This window comes from Leifsonia sp. PARNA 1/14, from assembly GCF_055720965.1.
In genome coordinates this window covers 1-16,866 of sequence record NZ_JBVQSP010000005.1, presented here as the reverse complement: position 1 = coordinate 16,866, position 16,866 = coordinate 1, and the positions used below count along the sequence as shown (strand labels likewise).

The 16,866-nt window shown below is 69.7% G+C and carries 17 protein-coding genes; 12 read left to right on the top strand and 5 right to left on the bottom strand.

Annotation, left to right across the window (positions count from 1 at the left end):
* Window positions 1-56: 56 nt before the first annotated feature.
* The 5 genes from AC0HS0_RS13740 (at window position 57) to smc (ending at window position 7,497) form a co-directional block, all read left to right on the top strand.
* Entirely contained in the window at window positions 57-1,067 is a 1,011-nt protein-coding gene (locus AC0HS0_RS13740; protein ID WP_472964616.1) for a branched-chain amino acid ABC transporter permease, read from the top strand.
* Window positions 1,064-2,224: a branched-chain amino acid ABC transporter permease gene (locus tag AC0HS0_RS13735; protein WP_472964615.1), complete on the top strand. Its 1,161-nt coding sequence runs from the start codon at window positions 1,064-1,066 to the stop codon at window positions 2,222-2,224. Before AC0HS0_RS13740 ends, AC0HS0_RS13735 begins: the two co-directional genes overlap by 4 nt.
* Window positions 2,221-3,135 carry an ABC transporter ATP-binding protein gene (locus AC0HS0_RS13730; protein ID WP_472964614.1) on the top strand — a complete coding sequence of 305 codons (915 nt, stop codon included), beginning with the start codon at window positions 2,221-2,223 and terminating at the stop codon, window positions 3,133-3,135. Before AC0HS0_RS13735 ends, AC0HS0_RS13730 begins: the two co-directional genes overlap by 4 nt.
* Entirely contained in the window at window positions 3,122-3,835 is a 714-nt protein-coding gene (locus AC0HS0_RS13725; protein WP_472964613.1) for an ABC transporter ATP-binding protein, read from the top strand. The genes AC0HS0_RS13730 and AC0HS0_RS13725 overlap by 14 nt, the downstream gene beginning before the upstream one ends.
* Before the next feature lie 122 nt (window positions 3,836-3,957).
* The gene (gene smc / locus AC0HS0_RS13720) at window positions 3,958-7,497 is read left to right on the top strand and encodes a chromosome segregation protein SMC (protein ID WP_472964612.1); all 3,540 of its coding nucleotides are present in this window, start codon (window positions 3,958-3,960) and stop codon (window positions 7,495-7,497) included.
* Window positions 7,498-7,540: 43 nt separating this feature from the next.
* Here the strand turns inward: smc and AC0HS0_RS13715 are convergent, their stop codons facing one another.
* Window positions 7,541-8,311 carry a CHAD domain-containing protein gene (locus AC0HS0_RS13715; protein WP_472964611.1) on the bottom strand — a complete coding sequence of 257 codons (771 nt, stop codon included), beginning with the start codon at window positions 8,309-8,311 and terminating at the stop codon, window positions 7,541-7,543.
* 30 nt (window positions 8,312-8,341) lie between these two features.
* Here AC0HS0_RS13715 and ftsY point away from each other — a divergent pair, with 30 nt between their 5' ends.
* The 3 genes from ftsY (at window position 8,342) to ffh (ending at window position 11,363) form a co-directional block, all read left to right on the top strand.
* Window positions 8,342-9,217, top strand: a complete 876-nt coding sequence (gene ftsY / locus AC0HS0_RS13710) for a signal recognition particle-docking protein FtsY (RefSeq protein WP_472964610.1) — start codon at window positions 8,342-8,344, stop codon at window positions 9,215-9,217.
* An 8-nt stretch (window positions 9,218-9,225) separates the two neighbouring features.
* Window positions 9,226-9,726 carry a DUF2004 domain-containing protein gene (locus AC0HS0_RS13705; RefSeq protein ID WP_472964609.1) on the top strand — a complete coding sequence of 167 codons (501 nt, stop codon included), beginning with the start codon at window positions 9,226-9,228 and terminating at the stop codon, window positions 9,724-9,726.
* A gap of 68 nt (window positions 9,727-9,794) precedes the next feature.
* The gene (gene ffh / locus AC0HS0_RS13700) at window positions 9,795-11,363 is read left to right on the top strand and encodes a signal recognition particle protein (RefSeq protein WP_472964608.1); all 1,569 of its coding nucleotides are present in this window, start codon (window positions 9,795-9,797) and stop codon (window positions 11,361-11,363) included.
* 16 nt (window positions 11,364-11,379) lie between these two features.
* Here the strand turns inward: ffh and AC0HS0_RS13695 are convergent, their stop codons facing one another.
* The 4 genes from AC0HS0_RS13695 to AC0HS0_RS13680 form a co-directional block, all read right to left on the bottom strand.
* Entirely contained in the window at window positions 11,380-12,072 is a 693-nt protein-coding gene (locus tag AC0HS0_RS13695; protein ID WP_472964607.1) for an SGNH/GDSL hydrolase family protein, read from the bottom strand.
* A 76-nt stretch (window positions 12,073-12,148) separates the two neighbouring features.
* Window positions 12,149-12,805: an SGNH/GDSL hydrolase family protein gene (locus AC0HS0_RS13690; RefSeq protein ID WP_472964606.1), complete on the bottom strand. Its 657-nt coding sequence runs from the start codon at window positions 12,803-12,805 to the stop codon at window positions 12,149-12,151.
* An 89-nt stretch (window positions 12,806-12,894) separates the two neighbouring features.
* On the bottom strand, window positions 12,895-13,572 hold the full coding sequence (locus AC0HS0_RS13685) for an SGNH/GDSL hydrolase family protein (RefSeq protein WP_472964605.1): 678 nt from the start codon (window positions 13,570-13,572) through the stop codon (window positions 12,895-12,897).
* 60 nt (window positions 13,573-13,632) lie between these two features.
* The gene (locus AC0HS0_RS13680) at window positions 13,633-14,784 is read right to left on the bottom strand and encodes a glutamate--cysteine ligase (RefSeq protein ID WP_472964604.1); all 1,152 of its coding nucleotides are present in this window, start codon (window positions 14,782-14,784) and stop codon (window positions 13,633-13,635) included.
* Window positions 14,785-15,005: 221 nt separating this feature from the next.
* Between AC0HS0_RS13680 and rpsP the strand changes: the two genes are divergently transcribed.
* The 4 genes from rpsP to AC0HS0_RS13660 are packed head-to-tail and all read left to right on the top strand — an operon-like array spanning window position 15,006 to window position 16,793.
* Window positions 15,006-15,488 carry a 30S ribosomal protein S16 gene (gene rpsP / locus AC0HS0_RS13675; RefSeq protein WP_472964603.1) on the top strand — a complete coding sequence of 161 codons (483 nt, stop codon included), beginning with the start codon at window positions 15,006-15,008 and terminating at the stop codon, window positions 15,486-15,488.
* 4 nt (window positions 15,489-15,492) lie between these two features.
* Complete coding sequence (locus AC0HS0_RS13670) at window positions 15,493-15,723, top strand: RNA-binding protein (protein WP_055920003.1); 231 nt, start codon at window positions 15,493-15,495, stop codon at window positions 15,721-15,723.
* 1 nt (window position 15,724) lies between these two features.
* Window positions 15,725-16,393, top strand: coding sequence for a ribosome maturation factor RimM (gene rimM, locus AC0HS0_RS13665; protein ID WP_472964602.1), 669 nt, complete (start codon window positions 15,725-15,727; stop codon window positions 16,391-16,393).
* A gap of 4 nt (window positions 16,394-16,397) precedes the next feature.
* Complete coding sequence (locus AC0HS0_RS13660) at window positions 16,398-16,793, top strand: hypothetical protein (RefSeq protein WP_472964601.1); 396 nt, start codon at window positions 16,398-16,400, stop codon at window positions 16,791-16,793.
* The last annotated feature ends 73 nt before the right edge of the window (window positions 16,794-16,866 follow it).

Here is a 16,866-nt window from a genome sequence, read left to right as displayed (position 1 = left end):
CTCACTAGAACTGAGCCGGACCAATGACGATCCGGCACTGAACCCTGGAAGTTCGAATGCTCGAAACCCTCCTCCTCGTCCATCCCGTCCTCGACAACTCGTGGATCAACTTCGACGTCAACGCGCTCGTCCAGAACTTCTGGAGCGCCACCTTCGACGGCCTCACCTTCGGCGCCATCTACGGCCTGATCGCCGTCGGCTACACGCTCGTCTACGGCGTGCTGAACCTGATCAACTTCGCGCACTCCGAGGTCTTCATCGTCGGTGCGTACGGCGTGGTCATCACCCTCACCTCGCTCGGCTTCGGCCCGAGCGCCCCCAACCTGAGCCCGGCGGCGATCGTCGGCGACCTCCTGCTCGCCCTGCTCGTCGGCATGGCGGCGTCGGCCTTCACCGCCTGGGTGCTGGAACGGGTCGCCTACCGTCCGCTGCGAAAACGGAACGCGCCTCGCCTCGTGTTCCTCATCACGGCGATCGGCGCCTCGTTCACGATCCAGTACCTGATCTTCCTGATCCGGGGCGCGAACGCGGAGCCGGCGGTGACGATGTTCATCCCCAAGCCGGTGTTCGACGTGTTCGGGACGATCGTGAACAGCCAGCAGATCATCATCGTGGTCGCCTCGGTGATCCTGATGATCGCGACCGACTGGTTCATCCGCCGCACCCGCACCGGCCGCGGCATCCGCGCGGTCGCGCAGGACGCTGACACGGCCACGCTCATGGGCGTGAACAAGGAGCGGATCATCCAGATCACCTTCATCACCGGCGGTATCCTCGCGGGCGCCGCTGCACTGTTCTACGTGATGCTGGTGCCCTCCGGCGTGATCTACAACGGCGGCTTCGTGCTCGGCGTCAAGGCGTTCGCCGCGGCCGTCCTCGGCGGTATCGGCAACGTGCGCGGCGCCCTCCTCGGAGGCCTCCTGCTGGGCATCATCGGCAACTACGGCCAGATCCTGCTCGGCGACTCGCAGTGGACAGACGTCGTCGCCTTCGTCGTCCTCGTCCTCGTGCTGCTGGTCAAGCCGACCGGAATTCTCGGCACCTCCCTCGGAAGGAGCCGCGCATGAGCATGACAGAAGGCCCCAAGGTCCTCCCCGACGGCCGGGGGGAGCAGGTCGACGACGCAATGGAGGCCGCGCGCGCCCGCAGGCGCACCGGCTTCCTCCAGCCGCTCCGCGATCGGTGGAACGCGCTCCCGCGCGCCGTGCAGTGGGCGTGGCTGCTCATCGTCGTCGCCCTGGCGTACGCGCTGCCGTACCTGAACTTCTTCCCGCTGTCGACCGAGCCCGGCAACGACTGGCCGCTCGCCTGCTTCGCGATGGCGACCTACGGTCTGATCGCGATCGGCCTGAACGTCGTGGTCGGCTACGCCGGCCTCCTCGACCTCGGCTATGTCGCCTTCTTCGCGGTGGGCTCGTACACCGCGGCGATGCTGACCAGCCCGGACTCGCCGTTCCTCAAGATCCCGTACCTGTGGACGATCCCGGTCGCCATGGCGGTCACGATGACGTTCGGCGTGATCCTGGGTGTGCCGACGCTCCGCCTCCGTGGCGACTACCTGGCGATCGTCACGCTCGGCTTCGGTGAGATCGTGCGCATCCTCGCCACGATCATCCCGGCGATGAAGGGTCAGGTCGGCTTCCAGAACGTCGGACACCCGCCGGGAGAGACCGCCAAGGGGATCCCGATCTTCTCGAATTCCAACGGCGTGCCCTGGTATTGGCTCACGGTGACGATCATCATCGTGATCCTGCTGCTGGTCGGCAACCTGGAGCGCAGCCGCGTGGGCCGCGCGTGGATCGCCATCCGCGAGGACGAGGACGCCGCCGAGATCATGGGCGTGCCCACCTTCAAGTACAAGGTGTGGGCGTTCGCGATCGGCGCCGGCGTCGGCGGTCTCTCCGGCGCGCTGTTCGCCGGTCAGGTCGGCTTCGTGAACAACCAGAAGTTCGACGTGCAGACCTCGATCCTGTTCCTCGCGGCCGTCGTGCTCGGCGGCGCCGGCAACAAGGTCGGCGCCATGATCGGTGGCGCGATCGTCGCCTACATCCCGCTGCGGTTCACCGCGATCGCCGACTACAAGTACCTGATCTTCGGCATCGCCCTCGTGCTGATCATGATCTTCCGGTCGCAGGGCCTGTTCCCCGCGCGCCAGAAGCTGCTGGCGTACGGCAGGCACGCGTACAACAGAGTGGCCCAGGCGGCGAAGGGAGGCGCACGATGAGCGACCAGAACACCACCGGGATCCCGGAGGAAGAGCCCGCCCTCGGCGCCAACGAAGAGGAGCTCGAGGCCGCTGGAGTCGACCTGGACGTCGCGGAGGCGGCGGCCCCCGACCGCGAGATCGCGGTCGAGGTCGGCGAGAACATCGTGGAGGTGCGCAACCTCACCGTGAAGTTCGGCGGGCTCCTCGCGCTCGACGACGTGTCGTTCGACATCCGCCGCGGCGAGATCCTCGGCCTGATCGGGCCGAACGGCGCGGGCAAGACGACGTGCTTCAACGCGATGACCGGCGTCTACAAGCCCACCAGCGGCGACGTGCTGCTGGAGGGCCAGTCGATCAAGGGCCAGAAGCAGCACAAGATCACGCGGCTGGGTCTGGCGCGCACGTTCCAGAACATCCGCCTGTTCGGCGAGATGACGGCGCTGGAGAACGTCGTCGTCGGCCTCGACGCGCGGCACAGGACGTCGGTCCCCGGCGCGCTGCTGCGGCTTCCACGTCACACGAGGGAGGAGAAGTCCGCCATCGAGCGCGGGATGGCCCTGCTCGAGTTCGTGGGCATCGCCGACCACGCGGCCGACCTCTCGCGGTCGCTGCCGTACGGCTCCCAGCGTCGCCTGGAGATCGCGCGCGCCCTCGCGACCGATCCCAAGGTGCTCTGCCTCGACGAGCCGGCCGCCGGCTTCAACCCGGCGGAGAAGGAGGACCTGATGGACCTCATCCGGACCATCCGCGCCGACGGATACACCGTCCTCCTCATCGAACACGACATGAAGCTGGTCATGGGCGTGACGGATCGCATCGTGGTGCTCGAGTTCGGCCGCAAGCTGGCCGACGACGTGCCGCAGGAGATCCGCAACGACCCCCGCGTGATCGCCGCCTACCTGGGGGAGCCCGAAGATGACGTTGCTTGAACTGAAGAACATCAGCGTCTCCTACGGACGCATCGAGGCGATCCACGACATGTCGTTCTCCGTGGAGGAGGGCGAGATCGTCAGCCTCATCGGCGCGAACGGCGCGGGCAAGTCGACCACGATGAAGACGATCTCGGGCATCCTGAACCCGTCGAAGGGCTCCATCCTGTTCGACGGCCAGGACATCACCAAGATGAAGGCGCACATCCGGGTGATCCGGGGCATCTCGCAGGCTCCGGAGGGCCGCGGGATCTTCCCGGGCATGACCGTGATGGAGAACCTCGACATGGGGGCGTTCGGCCGCAAGGACCGCTCCAACATGGGACCGGACTTCGAGCGCGTCTTCTCGCTGTTCCCCCGGCTGGCCGAGCGCAAGACGCAGGTCGGCGGCACGATGTCCGGCGGTGAGCAGCAGATGCTCGCCATCGGTCGCGCGCTGATGTCGAACCCGCGCCTGCTGCTGCTCGACGAGCCCTCGATGGGGCTCGCTCCGCAGTTCATCCGGCAGATCTTCTCGATCATCACGGAGATCAACAAGCAAGGCACCACTGTGCTGCTGGTCGAGCAGAACGCCAACCAGGCGCTCGCTCGCGCCAACCGCGCGTTCGTGCTGGAGACCGGGAGCATCACACGCGCGGGCACCGGTCGCGAGCTCCTCGCCGACCCCGCCATCAAGGAGGCCTACCTCGGCGTAGGCTGAGCGGCCTTCCGCCGCCGAGCACACGGGAAAGTGCGCCGATCCCACCCGGAACGGCGCACTTTTCCTGTGCTCGGCGGCAGGGGGAACGGGCGAGTGCACGGGGGTCGGGTAGATTCACCTGCGTGTATCTGAAGAGTCTGACGCTCAAGGGCTTCAAGTCGTTCGCCACGCCGACGACTTTCGCCTTCGAGCCGGGCGTCACCTGCGTCGTCGGCCCGAACGGGTCCGGCAAGTCGAACGTGGTCGACGCTCTCGCCTGGGTCATGGGCGAGCAGGGCGCCAAGACGCTTCGCGGCGGCAAGATGGAGGACGTCATCTTCGCCGGCACCTCCACCCGCGGTCCGCTCGGCCGCGCCGAGGTGCAGCTGACGATCGACAACTCCGACGGCGCCCTCCCGATCGAGTACACCGAGGTCACGATCTCGCGCACCCTCTTCCGCAACGGCGGGAGCGAGTACGCGATCAACGGGCAGTCGTGCCGCCTGCTCGACGTGCAGGAGCTGCTGAGCGACTCGGGTCTGGGCCGCGAGATGCACGTCATCGTCGGGCAGGGGCAGCTCGACGCCGTGCTGCGCGCCACGCCGGAGGAGCGCCGGGGCTTCATCGAGGAGGCCGCCGGCATCCTCAAGCACCGCCGCCGCAAAGAGAAGACCCTCCGCAAGCTGGAGGCCATGCAGACCAACCTGACCCGCCTGAGCGACCTCGCCGGCGAGGTGCGCCGGCAGCTGAAGCCGCTCGGTCACCAGGCCGAGATCGCGCGCGAGGCGCAGTCCATCGCCGCGGTCGTCCGCGACGCCCGGGCGCGTCTTCTCGCCGACGACGTCGTCGCGCTCCGCCGGTCGCTCGACGACCACACGCGAACGGAGACGGAGCGCCACAGCGAGCAGATCGTGCTGCAGGAGCAGCTGGAGCAGAAGCAGTTGCGCCGCGCGCGCCTGGAGCAGGCGCAGGTCGGCGACGCCGTCGATGTCGCGCGCAGCACGGCCTTCGCGCTCGAGCAGGCGCAGGACCGGCTCCGGAGCCTCTACACGCTGGCCACGCAGCGCCTGGCGCTCCTCGGGAGCCAGTCCGAGGCGACGGAGGACGGCCCGCGGGTCAGCCCGCAGATGGTGCAGGACGCCGCCGACGAGGTCGAGCGCCTCCGGGCGGCCGTGGCCGAGGCCGAGATCGCGTGGCAGGCCGCCCAGGCCGCCACCCGCGGCGCCCGTGCCCGGCTGGACTCGGTGGACGAGGAGATCGCCGCGCAGAGCGCCCTGGTCTCCAAGCACGATCTGGAGATCAGCAAACTGAACGGCCAGGCGGAGGCCGCGGCTCAGCGGCTGGCGGCGGTGCGCGGCGAGGTCCTGCGTCAGCAGAACGCGCTCGACGCCGCGACCGAGCGGCGCGAGAAAGCGCTCTCCGAGCTGGCCGCCCGCGAGGCCGACGCCGAGATCGCCGACCCGGGCGAGGGCAGCCTCGACGAGGCATACGAGCTCGCCCAGGCCGATGTGTTCGAGGCCGAGGGGTTGATCGAGAAGCTGCGCGACGATCTGCACGCCCTGGAGCGCGAACGCGACGCCCTCGCGGCCCGCACCTCGGCACTGTCGCTCGCGCTCGACCAGAAGGACGGCTCGGCCGCCCTGGTGGCCGCTCGGCTGGCGGGCGTGCGCGGGCTCGTAGCCGAGCACTTGCGCGTGCACCCCGGGTTCGAGGCCCCGATCGCGGCAGCCCTCGGAACTCTGGCGGACGCGGTGCTCGCCGAGAGCAGAGGAAGCGCGTTCGACGCTGTCGCCCACGCGGCCGCCGACGATCTCGGCCGGGTGGAGGTCGTGGTCGCCGACGCTGGGGCGCCGGAGGTCGACCTCGGTGGCGTCGCCGGGGTCGTTCCGGCCCGCTCGGTGGTCGACGCGCCCTCCGGGGTCCTGGGCCTCCTCGCGTTCACCGCGATCGCCGACGACCTGGAGGCCGCGCGGGCGGCGGCAGACACCTTCCGGAGTCGAGGGCTCGGCGGCCCCGTCACGCTCATCACGCGCTCGGGCGACGTGCTGACCGACTTCGTGCTGCGCGGCGGCTCCGGCGCCAAGCAGAGCCGCATCGAGCTCTTCGCCGAACGGGATGCCGCCCAGGAGCGGCTCGACGAGGTGACCTCCCTCATCGATCGGGCGCGGTTCGCGCTGGCCGAGCAGCGCGGGGTCGTCCAGGTCGCCAAGGAGCAGTCGCAGGCCGCCCTCTCCGCCCTGCGCGAGTTCGACGCGAAGCTCGCCGCTCAGACCGAGCAGCTGAACCGGCTGCGGGTGCAGTCGGAGGCCGCCGAGGCGGAGTTCGACCGTCTGAGCCGTGCGCTCGAGCAGGCGGCCGAGCGGGTCGCCGAGGCCGAGTCGGCCGCCGAGTCCGCGAAATCCGAGCTGGAGGTCGCCCGCTCGCGGCCGCGGCCGATCCTGGACGTGTCGGCGCGCGACGCGCTCTCGCTCGAACTGGACGCCGCCCGCGAGGCCGAGGTCGAGTCCCGGCTGGGAGTCGAGACGGCCAAGGAGCGCGTGCGCGCGGAGCAGGCCCGCGGTGAGGCTCTCGCCCGCCGGCTCGAAGCCGAACGGGCCGCGGCGGAGGAGGCCGCCCGCCGGGCCGTCATCCGGCGCCGTCAGCTCGACGCCGCGCAGGGCGTCGTCGACGCGCTGCCCGCGGTCCTGGCCTCCGCCGACCGGTCGGTGGCGCAGGCGCGCCTCGAACTGGCGACGGCGGAGGCGCAGCGGGCGAGCCAGAACGAGGAGCTCGCGACCGTGCGCCGCGAGGAGGCCGCCCTCCGGGATCGTCTGCACACGATCACCGAGGCCGTCCACGGTCTCGAGCTGCAGATCTACGAGAAGAAGCTGCACCTGTCGAGCCTGCTGGAGCGCGCGGGCAGCGAGCTGGGGCTCGTGGAGGACGTACTGGTGGCGGAGTACGGGCCGGACGTGCTGATCCCCGTCGAACGACCCGACTCCGATGAGGCAGGCGAGGAGCCGCAGGGCGACCGGTTCGTCCGCGAGCAGCAGCAGAAGCGCCTCGCGACGGCCGAGCGCAAGCTCGCCCAGCTCGGCCGGGTCAACCCGCTGGCGCTGGAGGAGTTCGCCGCGCTGGAGCAGCGGCACAAGTTCCTCACCGAGCAGCTGACCGACCTCACCAACACGCGCAAAGACCTCGTGACGATCATCGAGGAGATCGACGAGAAGATGCAGACCATCTTCGAGTCGGCGTTCGCGGACACCGAGGCGGCGTTCGAGCGCGTGTTCCCGATCCTGTTCCCCGGTGGCTCCGGCCACATCGCCCTGACGAACCCGGACGACCTCCTCACCACGGGCATCGAGGTCTCGGTCAAGCCGGCCGGCAAGAAGATCGAGCGCCTCTCGCTGCTGTCGGGCGGGGAGCGTTCGCTCGCCGCCGTCGCCCTGCTCATCGCCATCTTCAAGGCGCGGCCCAGCCCGTTCTACATCATGGACGAGGTGGAGGCTGCGCTCGACGACGCCAACCTGGGCCGTCTGCTGACGATCTTCGAGGACCTCCGCGAGAACAGCCAGCTCATCGTGATCACGCACCAGAAGCGCACGATGGAGATCGCCGACGCCCTCTACGGCGTCTCGATGCGCCAGGACGGCGTGTCAGCGGTCGTCGGGCAGCGCGTCGCTCAGGAGAAGGCGTCGGCGTAAGCGCTGGTCGGCCGCAGCGCTGGTCGTCCGCAGCGTCGGCCGGCTACAGCTCGACGGCCGCCAGCTTGGCGTCGAGCCCGTCGAGGGCCTCCGCCGCCCGACGTTCGCAGCGCATGGCGAGACCGATGTGCCCGTTCTCGCGCAGGTGCGCGGCGAGCAGGAGGGCGTCCCGGTTGTCGCCGAGCGCGTCCTGCACCGCCTCGGCCGCCGCCGCGAGCCGAACGGCGTCGCGACCGAGGTCGTCGGCGACCGCCTCGGCCGCGTAGCGGACCTTCCGTGCCGCCTTGCGCAGGGCGTGCCGCTCCTCCAGGCTGTCACCGTGGCGGCGATGCGCCTTCGCGACCGCCTTCTGCAGGCCGCGGGTCGTGACCCGGTCGGCGTGCGAACGGCCATTCGCGCTCAGGGGCGGGTCGGCCGCGAACACCTGGAGGTCGGCCAGGAGCACCCGTACGGTCCGGCCGTGCAGGTGGCCGATGAGCGAGGCCAGGGCGCGCTCGTGCGCCGCGCGGGCCTGGGCGACTTCGGCGGACACCGCGTCCACCACTTCGACCTCGTCGTCGGCTTCGAGCAGGTCCTCGAGCGCGTCCGCCCGCACCTCCAGGTCGCGCACCGCGCCCAAGCGGTTGCCCAGCGCCTTGAGCCGTGAGCGCAGCCGGACCTCCGCATCGCGGTCGAACGCCGCGCGGTAGACCCGCAGGATGCTGCGGAGCCGCCGCACGCGTGTCCGCGCCTGGTGCACGGCGTCCTCCCCGTCGCTCTCGATCTCGACGAGCTGCTCGGCGAGCTCGGCCGACACCGCCACGAGGGAGAACATGCCGCCACAGTACCAACTAGTCTGAGTGTCATGGCAGATCGCACTCCCTGGTCACTGTCGGGCGCCCTCCGGGGGCTGTTCGCCAAGAAGACCATCGACGAGACCACCTGGGACGATCTGGAGGCTGCGCTCATCACCGCCGACTTCGGTCCCGACGTCACCGAGGCGGTCGTCGACGACCTGCGCGCCAAGGTCGACCGGTACCACACCACCGACCCGGCCGACCTCCAGCGCATGCTGCGCGAGACGATGGAGGAGCGGCTCTCGAAGCTCGACACCACGCTGAAGCTGAGCGAGCGGCCGGCGATCGTGCTGGTCGTCGGCGTCAACGGCGTCGGTAAGACGACGACCATCGGCAAGTTCGCGAAGTTCCTGCGTACCTACGACCGCTCGGTCGTCGTCGGCGCCGCCGACACCTTCCGAGCCGCCGCGGTCGAGCAACTGGCCACGTGGGCCGAACGCGCGGGCGCCGACATCGTCCGGCCGCAGCAGCAGGGCCAGGATCCGGCCTCGGTGGCGTTCCAGACGGTCGAGAAGGCGAAGCACGACGGCACCGAGATCGTCATCATCGACACCGCGGGCCGCCTCCAGACCAAAGGCGGTCTGATGGACGAGCTCTCCAAGATCAAGCGCGTGGTCGAGAAGCAGGCGCCGATCGCGGAGGTGCTCCTGGTCCTCGACGCGACCACCGGGCAGAACGGGCTTGCACAGGCCGAGGCCTTTCTCGAGCACGCCGGAGTGACCGGGCTGGTCCTGACCAAGCTCGATGGCTCGGCCAAGGGCGGCTTCGTCCTCGCCGTGCAGGAGCGCACCGGCCTCCCGATCAAGCTCATCGGCCAGGGCGAGGGCATCAACGACCTCACCGGCTTCACGCCGCACGTGTTCGCGCAGCAACTGGTCGGATAGGGGTCGGCATGGCCATCGAGCACGACTACTTCGGCGTCATCGACGAGACCGCGTCGGGTGGCCTCGCCTGGAGCGACACGGTCGAGCTCGCCGACCAGGCGGTGGAGGTCGAACTCCTCGCCGACGACGAGCCGGCGGTGGGCGAGTACGCGCTCGACGCGGCCGCGGCACTGATCCAGGCGCTCGAAGGCTTCGACGCGCGGGCGCGCGACGCGCTGATCGCCGAGCTGAGCTCGCGGCAGTCGGCGACGACCAGCTACATCGACGAGCACGTGGACAAGCTGGGGGAGTCGCTCCTCGACCTGCTGGTCTACAACTCGGGCGACATCGCGATCGACGTGCTGCGGTCGCTGCAGCTGCTCGCCGTGACGGTCCAGGCCGATCAGGCGGGGGAGGACGAGGTCTTCGCGACGTTCGACTACTCCATCAGCCCGGACGAGACCGACGCGATCCTGACCGTGTCGTTCGACGTGCGCGGCGACGTCGTCGCGGTCGACACCCAGAGCTGACCGGCACCCGGCAACAGACGGGCGTCCCTCGGCGGCCGCCCGGCCAGGCCCGATAGACTTGTCGGATCATGGCTACTTTCGGCTCGCTGTCCGACCGTCTTACGGACACCTTCAAGAACCTCCGCACCAAGGGCAAGCTCACGCCGTCCGACGTGGACGGCACGGTGCGCGAGATCCGCCGCGCGCTTCTCGACGCGGATGTCGCCCTCGACGTCGTCAAGGACTTCACGGGAAAGGTGCGCGAACGCGCCCTGTCGGACGAGGTCAACAAGGCGCTCAACCCGGCCCAGCAGGTCGTGCAGATCGTCAACGAGGAGCTCGTCGGCATCCTCGGCGGCCAGCAGCGCCGACTGCAGTTCGCCAAGAAGCCGCCGACGGTCATCATGCTCGCCGGTCTGCAGGGTGCGGGCAAGACCACGCTCGCGGGCAAGCTCGGCAAGTGGCTGGCGAAAGACGGCCATACCCCGCTCCTGGTCGCTGCCGACCTCCAGCGGCCCAACGCCGTCACGCAGCTCCAGATCGTCGGCGAGCAGGCCGGCGTCCCGGTGTTCGCCCCGGAGCCCGGCAACGGCGTCGGCAATCCCGTCACGGTCGCAAAGGACGCGCTCAAGTTCGCCGAGACCAAGCAGTACGACACGGTGGTCATCGACACCGCCGGTCGTCTGGGTGTGGACGCCGAGCTCATGAAGCAGGCCGCCGACATCCGCAAGGCGACGGAGCCCGACGAGGTCCTGTTCGTGATCGACGCCATGATCGGTCAGGACGCGGTCGCGACGGCCAAGGCGTTCCAGGACGGCGTGGACTTCACCGGCGTGGTGCTCTCCAAGCTCGACGGCGACGCCCGCGGCGGCGCGGCGCTCTCCGTCGCGTCGATCACCGGCCGCCCGATCATCTTCGCCTCCACGGGTGAGGGTCTGGACGACTTCGAGCCGTTCCACCCCGACCGCATGGCCTCCCGCATCCTCGACCTCGGTGACATCCTCACCCTGATCGAGCAGGCGCAGCAGGCCTTCGATGAAGACGAGGCGCGCAAGGTCGCGGAGAAGTTCGCGACCGACAGCTTCACGCTCGACGACTTCCTCAAGCAGATGCAGCAGCTGCGCAACATGGGCTCCATCAAGAAGATGATGGGCATGCTCCCCGGCGCCGGGCAGATGAAGCAGCAGCTCGACAACTTCGACGAGCGCGAGATCGTCCGCACCGAGGCCATCATCCAGTCGATGACCAAGGCCGAGCGCACCACCCCGAAGCTGCTCAACGGCTCACGCCGGCTGCGCATCGCGAAGGGCTCCGGAACCACGGTCACCGAGGTGAACCAGCTCGTCAACCGGTTCGAGCAGGCGGCCAAGATGATGAAGACCGTCGCCAAGGGCGGCGTCCCGAACGTCCCGGGCATGGGGCCGATCCCCGGCGCCGGCTATGCGGGCCGAGGCAAGCAGCAGCCCAAGAAGAAGGGCTCCCGGTCGGGCAACCCGGCCAAGCGTGCGGCCGAGAACGCCGCTCTCGCCTCCGGGGTCAAGCCGGGTGCCGCGGGCGCGCCCGCGGGCAGCGGTTTCGGTGTGGGCGGCGGCAAGGGCGCCCCGGGCGGCCCCTCCGAGGAGGAACTGGCCGCGCTGCAGCGCTTCATGGGCCGCTGAGCTCGGCGTCGGCCGTCTAGGAGGTCACGCCGAGCGGCGCCAGACGATCCTCGATCGTCTTCGCGACGATGCGTTCGCCCGCCGCGTTCGGGTGGATGCCGTCGGCCTGCACCAGCTCGGGGTGTCCGGCGAGTGGATAGCCGATGTCGAGGAACGTGCCCCCGACGTCGGTCACGGCTTTCTCGACGATACCGTTGACGGTCGCGACGGTCGCGGGCGGCGCGTCAGCGCCCCAGACGGTCGTGATGCCGATGATGCGGGCCCGCGGGAAGGTGTCGTGGAGCTCACCGAGCAGCTCGTCGGCCGACGAGGCGACCAGCGCAGCGCTCTGCTCGCGGTCGTTCCGCGTCGCGGCGATGAGGATGTAGTCGGGGTGCAGTCCCAGCGCCGTGTCGACCTGGTCGCGGTAGGTGTCGCCGTTCCAGCCGGGCTTGACGAATCCGGATCCGGACACGGCCAGGTTCGTCAGGGCCCAGCCGTGCTGCGCGGCGACGAGCGCGGGCCACGCCTCGTCGGGGAGGACGCCCTTGCCGAACGCGATCGAGTCGCCGATGGCGATCACCTGCGGTTTCGCGTGATCCGCGGGGGCAGCGGCGGGAGTGCCGACGGCCGCGACGGGACGCGCAGGGGCGGCGGCGGAGCAGCCGGCCAGAGCGATCGCGGCGGCAGCGACCGCGACGAGCGCGATCAGGCGGGAACGGGTGGGCACGGAGTGAGGGTAGACCGTGGATACTGACAGATAGCTGTGTGCATCTCCCGGGCGTGTCGCAGCACGCCGTCCGAGGTCACTCGGAGGCGCGTCCCGGCTCGATTCCGGCCTTCGCGATCGCGTCCGCGACCGCCTTGCCCAGCAGGGTCTGTCCCGCTGCGTTCGGGTGGATGCCGTCCGTCTGCATGAGGTCGGCACGTCCGAAGAAGGTCTGGCCCATGGCTAGCCAGTGACCGCCCGCTCCGAGGACGGCGTTCTTGAGAGCGTCGTCCATCACGCTGGAGACGGGTGGGGCCGCCGTCGCGCCCCAGACCGCGCCCATTCCGATGATCGTCGTGTCAGGAAGCGCGTTCGAAAGCCGATCGACCGCAGCCTGGGTCGCGGTCTTCACCGTGCCCGGCGCAGCCTTCGCCGTCGCGGCGTCGTTGATCGTCGCCGCGATGATGACGATCTGAGGACGCAGCCGGATCGCCGCGCTCACCTGGTCGTCGAAGTCGTGGGTGTCGACCCCGGGCTTGGTGAAGCCGGCGCCGCCTTCGGCGAGGTCGGTCAGGTTCCAGCCGAGCCGGTCGGCGGCGATGAGCGGCCACGCGTCGTCGGCAGGGACGTTCCAGCCGATCGCGATCGAGTCGCCGATCACCACGGCCGACGGCATCCCCGTCGTGGTCGCGTGGGGGCGCGAGGAGGCCGTCGCCGACGGCGTGGAGCTGGCGCGGGAGTCGATCGAGGTCATCGCGCATCCGCTCAACAGGAGGAGCGTCGAAGCGACGACCGCAGTCGCGGCGAGTCGGACGCGGCCGCCGCGCCGGGTCGAACCGTGCATCAGACCAGTCCGTCGATCCGCGAGAGGAACTCCGAGGCGATCGCCTGCTGCCCTTCGAGCGTGGGATGCTCGCCGTCGTCCTGCACGAGGCCGGTCTGGCCGCGGTACGGCTGGCCGAGATCGATCCACTTGCCGCCGGCCGCCGTGATCGCGGTGCGCAAGGCGTCGTTCAGCGGCGCGAGGTCGCGGTCGCTGGCTTCGCCCGTGAGCGCGTTGTATCCGACGAGATGCGCCTTCGGAAGGGCGTCGCTCAAGCGTTCGACGGCCGCGGCCATCGCCTTGGCGACGGAGGCGGTGTCCTGTCCGAGGTCGTTGTCGGACGCGCCGATCAGCACCACGTCCGCCTTCGCGGCGATGGCCTGGTCGATCTGTCCGTCGAAGCTCTGATCGCTCGAGCCCACCGCGACGAACCCGGCGCCCGGCTCGCTGAAGTTCTCCAGACCCCAGCGCCGGTCGACCGCCACGAGGGCCGGCCATGCCTCGAAGGGCTCCAAGCCCATCCCCGACTCGATCGAGTCGCCGACGATCGCGACGACGGGATGCTGTCCGCCGGTGACTGCGGAGCCCAGATTCACTGCGGGACCGGCGGCGGAGGCGCAGCCGCTGAGGGCGAGCGTCCCGAGCAGCAGGGCTGCCAGGGCGGTCGCCGCTGTGGCGAGGGGCCGGTGGTGGAGCATGTCTTCGAGCCTAAAGCAGGAGTCTATGGATGCCCTCTGCGGCCTTATGAGGCGGCTGTGCTAGGGGAGGTGCGAGGTGCGGTCGAGTCCGCTGCGCAGCTCGTGCGTGAGCGAGCTCACGACGGCCTGCAGGCTGCCGCCGTTCGCCTCGGCGACGGCGAGCTGGCGCTGATAGCTCGCGCCGGTGACGAGCACGTCGGCCACGGTCGCGAGCTCGTCGGCGCAGCCGAGCCGCTCCGCCGTCTCGCCGAGCTCGTCGACCAGCTCGAGGAGGCAGTCGCTCACGAGCCGCTCTGAGCCGTCCGGCGCGACGATGATCTCGGCGTCGAGGCCGTACCGTGCGGCGCGCCACTTGTTCTCGCGCACGAACCACGGTTGCAGGGTCACCGGTTCGACGCCCTCGTCGAGATCGCCCGACATCCGATCCGTGAGGCAGTGGATGAGGGCTGCGACCGCACCCACCTCGTCGGCGGTCGAGAGACCGTCGCACGCACGCATCTCGACGGTTCCCCACTTCGGCGAGGGCCGGATGTCCCAGCGGACCTCGCTGTGGTCCTCGACGACGCCCGTCGTGACCAGGTCCTGCACGTACTCCTCGTAGTTGGCCCAGGTTCCGAACTGCCAGGGGAGGCCCGCAGTGGGGAGCTGCTGGAACATCAGCGCGCGATTCGACGCGTAGCCGGTGCGCGCGCCCGCCCAGTACGGGCTCGACGCGCTCAGCGCCTGCAGGTGCGGGTAGTAGGTCAGGAGGCCGTTGACGATCGGCAGGGCTTTGTCGCGCTCGTCGATGCCGACGTGCACGTGGATGCCCCAGATCATCATCTGCCTGCCCCACCACTGCGTGCGGTCGAGGAGTCGGTCGTAGCGTTCGTTGGGCGTGATCTTCTGGTCGAACCACTGCGCGAAAGGATGCGTCCCCGCGCACATCAGCTCGACGCCGAGAGGATCGGTGACCTCCCGGGTGAGCGCCAGCAGCTCCTGGAGGTCGGTGATCGCGGCCGGCACCGTGCGGTGCACGCGGCTGACCAGCTCCACGGTGTTCAGCAGCAGCTCGTGGGTGATCTGCGGGTGCTCCCGACCGTCGGCAGTGCCGAGCTCGCGCAGGACATCGTCCGCGATCTGCACCAGATCGCCGCTGGAGGCGTCGACGAGCGCAAGCTCCCACTCGATCCCGACGGTCGAGCGCTCGGACTCTGCGAAGTGGATCTGCATCCGGGTGGTCCCATCCGTCCGTTAATTCACTGTGCCGATTGTTACTTGCGGGCGCTTTTCTGACAGAATATCTAGTTGAGTTCGACGTGCCCGACCCTCTATCCGGCACTTCGGACGAACAATAGACCTCCTGCCGCGTGTGCCCCCACGCCCACGGCAGTCAGTTCGACAACGAATCCACCGGAGCCCCGCGGGGTCCCGGACGTCAACACAGGAGAATTGTGGCTGTCAAAATCCGTCTGAAGCGCCTCGGCAAGATCCGCGCTCCGTACTACCGCATCGTCGTCGCCGACTCGCGCACCAAGCGCGACGGTCGCGTCATCGAGGAGATCGGTCTGTACCACCCGACCGAGGAGCCCTCGCGCATCGAGGTCGACTCCGACCGCGCGCAGTACTGGCTCAGCGTCGGCGCCCAGCCGTCCGAGCAGGTGCTCGTGCTCCTCAAGCTCACCGGCGACTGGGGCAAGTTCAAGGGTGACAAGAACGCCGTCTCGACTGTGAAGACCGCCGACGAGAAGGTCGGCTTCGTCGCCGACGACAAGAAGAAGCCGGTCCTCAAGCCGAAGAAGGACGAGACCGCCGCGAAGGCGGAGGCCGTCGTCGAGGCCGAGGTCGAGGCCGAGGAGGCCGAAGAGGCCGAGGTCGTCGCCGAGGCCGAAGAGATCACCGAAGAGGCCGCTGAGGCCGACGGCGAGAAGGCGTAACACCTTGCTCGCACCCGCGCTCACGCACCTGGTCAAAGGCATCGTCGACCACCCGGACGACGTGCATGTGGTGGCCAAGGGCTCCCCGCGTGGCGAGGTCCTCGAGGTTCGCGTGAACCCCGAGGACCTCGGCCGGGTCATCGGCCGCTCCGGCCGCACGGCCAAAGCGCTCCGCACTCTCGTGGCCGCGCTGGCCGACGGCCGACGCGTCCGCGTCGACGTCGTCGACGACTGAGGTGGCCGAGCACAAGCTGCCCCGCAAGGAGGTCGCTCCGCGGCCGGATCAGACCGAGCTCCGCGTCGGCCGGCTGACCAAGGCGCACGGCCTCAAAGGCGCGATCAAGGTCGAGCTCTACACGGACGAGCCGGAGCGCCGGTTCGTGCCGGGAGCGGTCTTCACCCTCCAGGTGCCCACAGCCTCCAAGTGGCACGGCAAGACCCTCGAGCTCAGCGAGCTCCGCTGGTACAACGGTCATCCCGTCGCGTTCTTCGTCGGCGTGGACGACCGCACCGAGGCGGAGACGCTCGTCAAAGCGATCCTGTGGGTGAGTCAGGACGTCCGTCAGCTCCCCGAAGAGGAGGACGCCTGGTACGACCACCAGTTGGTCGGGCTCAGCGCGCGCCGCGATGGCGTCGAGGTCGGGACGATCGCTCGTGTCGACCATCTGCCCGCACAGGATCTGCTGGTCGTGCGCACGCCCGACGGCGAGGTCCTCGTGCCGTTCGTCTCGGCGATCGTGCCGGAGGTCGACCTGGCCGCCGGCACCGTCACGCTCACGCCTCCCGCCGGACTCTTCGAAGAGCTCCCGGACGACGACGAGCCCGCCTCGGCGGCTCAAGACGCAGGCGAGCCGGATGACACGTCGTCCGAACCCGACCCAGGGCCCGAGAACGGCGAAGGCTGACGCAGTGACCGCCTATGTGATCGACGCCTCCGCAGCCATCGAGCTCGCGGAGGCCGGTTACGTCCCCGCGTCCGGCGACACGCTCTTCGCGCCGACGCTGCTGCGCTCGGAGGTGCTGGCGGCGTTGCATCGCGACGTCCGCTCCGGCGCCCGCGAGGAGCGTTCGGCCCGCGCCCTCCTCGCCGCGGTCGACCGGCTGCCGGTCCGGCTGCTGGGCGACCGCGTCCTCCGCAAGACGGCGTGGCGCCTCGCCGGCGAGCTCGGCTGGGCGGACACCTTCGCCGCCGAGTACGTCGCGCTCACGGTCCTCCACGGCGACGCGCTCGTGACCGACGTCGCCGAGCGGTATGCCGGCGCACCGGTCGCGCTGCGTACGGGCGCGGACCTCCTGCGCTCCTAGCTGTAGTGCCCAGGGACGTTGTTTGATCTGGCATCCGTGACATAGCGAGAACCTCCGGGCCAGAGTGGGAGTT

What these genes read in the sequence shown, in the direction of transcription:
- AC0HS0_RS13705 (WP_472964609.1), top strand. Translation starts at nt 9,226, where the DNA reads ATGGCCATCGAGCACGACTACTTCGGCGTCATCGACGAGACCGCGTCG.
- ftsY (WP_472964610.1), top strand. Translation starts at nt 8,342, where the DNA reads ATGGCAGATCGCACTCCCTGGTCACTGTCGGGCGCCCTCCGGGGGCTG.
- AC0HS0_RS13740 (WP_472964616.1), top strand. Translation starts at nt 57, where the DNA reads ATGCTCGAAACCCTCCTCCTCGTCCATCCCGTCCTCGACAACTCGTGG.
- AC0HS0_RS13690 (WP_472964606.1), bottom strand. Translation starts at nt 12,805, where the DNA reads ATGACCTCGATCGACTCCCGCGCCAGCTCCACGCCGTCGGCGACGGCC.
- ffh (WP_472964608.1), top strand. Translation starts at nt 9,795, where the DNA reads ATGGCTACTTTCGGCTCGCTGTCCGACCGTCTTACGGACACCTTCAAG.
- AC0HS0_RS13735 (WP_472964615.1), top strand. Translation starts at nt 1,064, where the DNA reads ATGAGCATGACAGAAGGCCCCAAGGTCCTCCCCGACGGCCGGGGGGAG.
- AC0HS0_RS13715 (WP_472964611.1), bottom strand. Translation starts at nt 8,311, where the DNA reads ATGTTCTCCCTCGTGGCGGTGTCGGCCGAGCTCGCCGAGCAGCTCGTC.
- AC0HS0_RS13685 (WP_472964605.1), bottom strand. Translation starts at nt 13,572, where the DNA reads ATGCTCCACCACCGGCCCCTCGCCACAGCGGCGACCGCCCTGGCAGCC.
- AC0HS0_RS13680 (WP_472964604.1), bottom strand. Translation starts at nt 14,784, where the DNA reads ATGCAGATCCACTTCGCAGAGTCCGAGCGCTCGACCGTCGGGATCGAG.
- AC0HS0_RS13725 (WP_472964613.1), top strand. Translation starts at nt 3,122, where the DNA reads ATGACGTTGCTTGAACTGAAGAACATCAGCGTCTCCTACGGACGCATC.
- AC0HS0_RS13730 (WP_472964614.1), top strand. Translation starts at nt 2,221, where the DNA reads ATGAGCGACCAGAACACCACCGGGATCCCGGAGGAAGAGCCCGCCCTC.